This is a genomic window from Candidatus Sulfotelmatobacter sp., from assembly GCA_035498555.1.
Classification (GTDB): Bacteria; Eisenbacteria; RBG-16-71-46; order RBG-16-71-46; family RBG-16-71-46; genus DATKAB01.
The window spans coordinates 1-4,052 of sequence record DATKAB010000001.1; the positions used below are offsets into that span (position 1 = coordinate 1).

The following is a 4,052-nucleotide window of genomic DNA, read 5'->3' on the forward strand; positions in this document are numbered from 1 at the left end:
CACTCTTCATCGGCGTCTGGTTCCTGACCCAGCTCGTCAACGTCGGCGCGGTGGCCCAATTGCCTGCGGGAGGCGTGGCCTACCTCGCGCACGTTGGCGGCTTCCTGTTCGGCGCTGTCACCATGCGAATGCTCGAAGCGACCGGACGGGTTGCGCCCGAGTAGGGCCTCGGCTGGTTCCTCTCACCGCACCAGGGTCGCCACCGCCGGTGCGGCCGTCCCGGCCGGCGGGGGAGTCGAATCGCCGAGCGAGATCGGTGAAGTAGACCAGCCCCAGGATCAGCCCCGCCGGCGAAGCTGGCGAGTTCCGCTATGATCACGCCCTCATCCGAGTGCCGGTACGCGGCGGGAGACGAATCGGTTTCAGAACGGGATCGGTGACCTCGGCCGGCCGGGGAGAGCTCAGAATCATGTCACGTATCCAGGTGCAGGGAGTTCATCACATCACGCTGGTCGGCTCCACTCGCCAGAGCGCCATCGACTTCTGGCAGGGACTGCTCGGCATGCGCTTCCTGTTCGAGCAGCCGAACCTCGGGAAGCCCGACGAGACCCACCTCTACTTCGATCCGGGCGACGGCCGCCTGATCACGGTGTTCACCAACGAGACGCGGAAGGACGACCCCACCCCTCACCCGCGCGACATCGGGCATCTCGAGCACATCGCGTTCAACGTCTCGCGCGCCACGCAGACCCAGGTGGCAAAGCGGTTGGAGGAACGAGGCATTCCGTTCAAGGCGTTCGATCGTGGCTTCATGGATTCCATTTACTTCAGCGATCCGAACGGGCTGCGGCTCGAGCTCGCGTGCTACAAGTTCCATGCGCCCGATGGCGTGCGCGAAACGGAGGTGCTGGTGCGCGCCGACGCTCTCCGGCGAAAGGCCGGTGCACACCACATCACCGAGCAGCATCTGGCGGATGCCCTCGAGGAGCTGATGGACGGGCGCGGCGGCGCACGAGCGTGATCGCGGCTGAACGCCTGATCCCGGCTCGCGGCGCCCGCCTGTTCGTTCGTGAAATCGGTACCGGCCCGCCGGTGGTGGTGCTCCACGGCGGACCCGACTTCGACCACCGTTACCTGCTTCCCGAGCTCGACCGGCTGTCGGATGTGGCCCGGCTCATCTACTACGACCAGCGCGGCCGAGGTCGCTCGGCCGACGGCGTCGAGCCCGATTCGGTCACGATCGAATCCGAGATCGACGATCTCGAAACCATTCGTGAGTCGCTGGGATTCGGTCGCGTGGCGCTGCTCGGACACTCCTGGGGTGGATTGCTCGCGGCCGAATACGCGGTGCGACACCCGCAGCGCGTCTCGCATCTAGTGATGATGAATTCAGCGCCGTTCTCCTTCGAAGAGCGCGAGAGGCTGCGCATGGATCGGCAACGCAACCCGGGCACCGACCTCGAGGGGATGAAAGCCATCGCCGCCACCCCGCTCTTCAGGGCCGGCGACATCGCGGCGGAGGCCGAGTACTACCGGCTGCACTTTCGCACCGCGCTGCGGCGCCCCGAAGACGTCGAACGCATCGTCTCGCGACTGCGCATTGGCTTCAACCGCGAGGGCATCCTCAAGGCGCGAGCGATCGAGGACCGGCTCTACCGGCAGACCTGGAACTCGAGCGCCTACGATCTCTCCCCGGCGCTTGGGCGACTCGAAGCGCCGACTCTCGTCATTCATGGGGCGCAGGATCTGGTCCCCGTCTCGTGTGCCGAGAATCTTGCTCGGGCGGTCCCCGGCGCCCGGCTCGAGATCTTGGAAGACTGCGGGCACTTCGCATACCTCGAACAACCCGGACGCGTGCACGAGGCGATCGCCGAGCTGCTGCTCCAGGCTCGGGTGCGGTAGATTGAGGCGGCGTCGCCGACTTCAGGCGCTCGAATGGGGACGGCGATTCATCGGGCCTCGGCCGCAGGGAGCGATCGTCAATCATGGGTGAATACGACGGCAAAGTGGCGATCGTCACCGGCGCGGGCTCGGGAATCGGGCGCGCGACCGCGCTGGCGTTCGCTCGCGCTGGTGCCAAGGTGCTCGCATCCGACGTGAACCAGGCGAGCGCACAGGAAACCGCCCGGTCGATCGAGGCCGCCGGCGGCGAGGCTCTCGGCTTCCGCACGGACGTGAGCCGCGCCGAGGATTGCCAGGCCATGGTGGCGCTCGCGATCGAGAAGTTCGGTCGGTTGGACTGCGCCTGCAACAACGCCGGCATCGGCGGCGAGCAGGCGCGCACCGCCGACCTCACGGTGGAAGGCTGGCACCACGTGATCGAGACCAATCTGTCGAGCGCGTTCTACTGCATGAAGTACGAGATCCCCGCGATGCTCAAGGGCGGTCGCGGCGCGATCGTGAACATGGGCTCGATCCTCTCCGCGGTCGGACTCGAGGGCGCGGCCGGCTACGTCGCCTCGAAGCACGGCATGCTCGGCCTCACCCGGACCGCCGCGCTCGAGTACTCTTCGCGGGGCATTCGAATCAACGCGATCGGACCGGGTTTCATCCGCACCCCCCTGATCGCGGGCATGGAGGATGCGGTGCTGCCCCTCCATCCGATCGGTCGGCTGGGGCTGCCCGAGGAAGTGGCGACGCTGGTACTTTTCCTGTGCTCGGATCAGGCGTCGTTCATCACCGGCAGCTACTATCCGATCGACGGCGGTTATCTGGCTCGATGAATCCGGCCGCACCCCATCAACCGAGGGATTAGCCATGGAATTCCGCAGCCGTGCCGTTCGCAGCCTGGTCGAGCTCCACGAGCAGGAGATGCGCAGGTTTCTCGAGGTCTGGAGGCGCTTCATCGCCGCCAGTGCCCCGATGCCCGAGGCCCACGGCGACGAGAGCTACGCGAGTCGCGAGCAGCTGTCGGCGCACGTCATGATGGCGGCGCGCGGCTACCTGACGCGGATCGGCGAGTGGGTTCAGCGCCCGGTCACCGACGTGGACGACAGCAAGGACGCGAGCGCGATCGCCGCGCGACTACCGGAGTTCGCCGAGATGGTATTGAAGGCCTACCCGAGACATCTTGCGCAGGTCACGGATGACGAGCTGGACAAGCAGGTGCACAAGACGCGCTGGGGCGATCTGATGAGCGTGGAAATGCTGCTCGAGCACGCGGTCGTGCATCCGATGCGGCACCGCATCCAGCTCGAGCGCATCCTCGAGAACCAGGCGACCGCGAAAGCGTAAGCGACTCAGCGAGCCGCCAGCGGGCGTACCCGCTCCAACATCGCGGTGTTGAATTTCTCGGGCTCGTCCATGAACGGCTCGTGGCCTGAGTTCTCGAACCAGATGAGCTCCTTCGACGGCGCGCGCAGCGCCTCGAAGTACTCGACGCTGGTCTCCGGGAACACGATGTGGTCGTGCCGGCCGAGGAAGAAGAACACCGGCACGCGGAGCTCGGGCACCTGGATCACCAGATTCAGCCTCGTCACCTCGGGCCACATCACGTCCATCGAGAACTCCATGCCGCGCCAGAAGCGCGGGAGATCGAGGAACGACGACTCGCCGTTGGAGAACAGAACGCGCGCCACCTTCCACAGATAGCGCGGCTTCATCTGGCCGTCGAGCTGCATCAGCAGGAGGCGATGCTTCATCGCGAGCTCGCCGGAGTGAGGGGGAGGCCCGATCGCCCGAAGCGCCCGAACCGCACCCGGCTTCCCCTGCCGCACCGCCTCGGCCAGCGCGAACTCGTAGGTCAGTCGCTCGGCTTTCGCCCAGTCGCCGATCTGACCGGAGCCGACGTAGGCCGCGACTCTCTCGGGATGGCGAGCGGCATAGAGGACGCCGAGGGCGGAGCCCCACGAATGGCCGAAGATGACCACCCGGCTTTGTCTCAGTCGAGCGCACACCGCGCTCACCAGCTCATCGAGGTCCGAGACGAATCGTTCGACCGTCATCGAGGCTCCGGGAAGATTCCGATCGTACGACCGGTTCGCGCCGCGCTGGTCCCACGAGATCACCGTGAAGCCGCGCTCGAGGGGCGAATTGAAGTGGCGAAAGAAAGCCGATTCGGAGAGGCCCGGCCCGCCGTGCAGGTGAATCAGCGCCGGGTTCTCGACGCTCGC

At 66.4% G+C, this 4,052-nt stretch carries 5 protein-coding genes; 4 read left to right on the forward strand and 1 reads right to left on the reverse strand.

What is annotated here, in order from left to right:
* Window positions 1-409: 409 nt before the first annotated feature.
* The 4 genes from VMJ70_00005 (at window position 410) to VMJ70_00020 (ending at window position 3,174) form a co-directional block, all read left to right on the forward strand.
* On the forward strand, window positions 410-961 hold the full coding sequence (locus VMJ70_00005; GenBank protein HTO89486.1) for a VOC family protein: 552 nt from the start codon (window positions 410-412) through the stop codon (window positions 959-961).
* Complete coding sequence (locus VMJ70_00010; protein ID HTO89487.1) at window positions 958-1,842, forward strand: alpha/beta fold hydrolase; 885 nt, start codon at window positions 958-960, stop codon at window positions 1,840-1,842. The genes VMJ70_00005 and VMJ70_00010 overlap by 4 nt, the downstream gene beginning before the upstream one ends.
* Window positions 1,843-1,925: 83 nt before the next feature.
* Window positions 1,926-2,663 (forward strand): SDR family oxidoreductase, encoded by a 738-nt coding sequence (locus VMJ70_00015; GenBank protein ID HTO89488.1) that lies wholly within the window; start codon window positions 1,926-1,928, stop codon window positions 2,661-2,663.
* 34 nt (window positions 2,664-2,697) lie between these two features.
* Entirely contained in the window at window positions 2,698-3,174 is a 477-nt protein-coding gene (locus VMJ70_00020) for a DinB family protein (GenBank protein ID HTO89489.1), read from the forward strand.
* Window positions 3,175-3,179: 5 nt separating this feature from the next.
* Here VMJ70_00020 and VMJ70_00025 read toward each other — a convergent pair.
* On the reverse strand, window positions 3,180-4,052 hold an 873-nt coding region (locus VMJ70_00025), incomplete at its 5' end, for an alpha/beta hydrolase (GenBank protein ID HTO89490.1).

Coding starts and splice junctions, on each gene's coding strand:
- VMJ70_00005 (HTO89486.1), top strand. CDS start 410: ATGTCACGTATCCAGGTGCAGGGAGTTCATCACATCACGCTGGTCGGC.
- VMJ70_00020 (HTO89489.1), top strand. CDS start 2,698: ATGGAATTCCGCAGCCGTGCCGTTCGCAGCCTGGTCGAGCTCCACGAG.
- VMJ70_00015 (HTO89488.1), top strand. CDS start 1,926: ATGGGTGAATACGACGGCAAAGTGGCGATCGTCACCGGCGCGGGCTCG.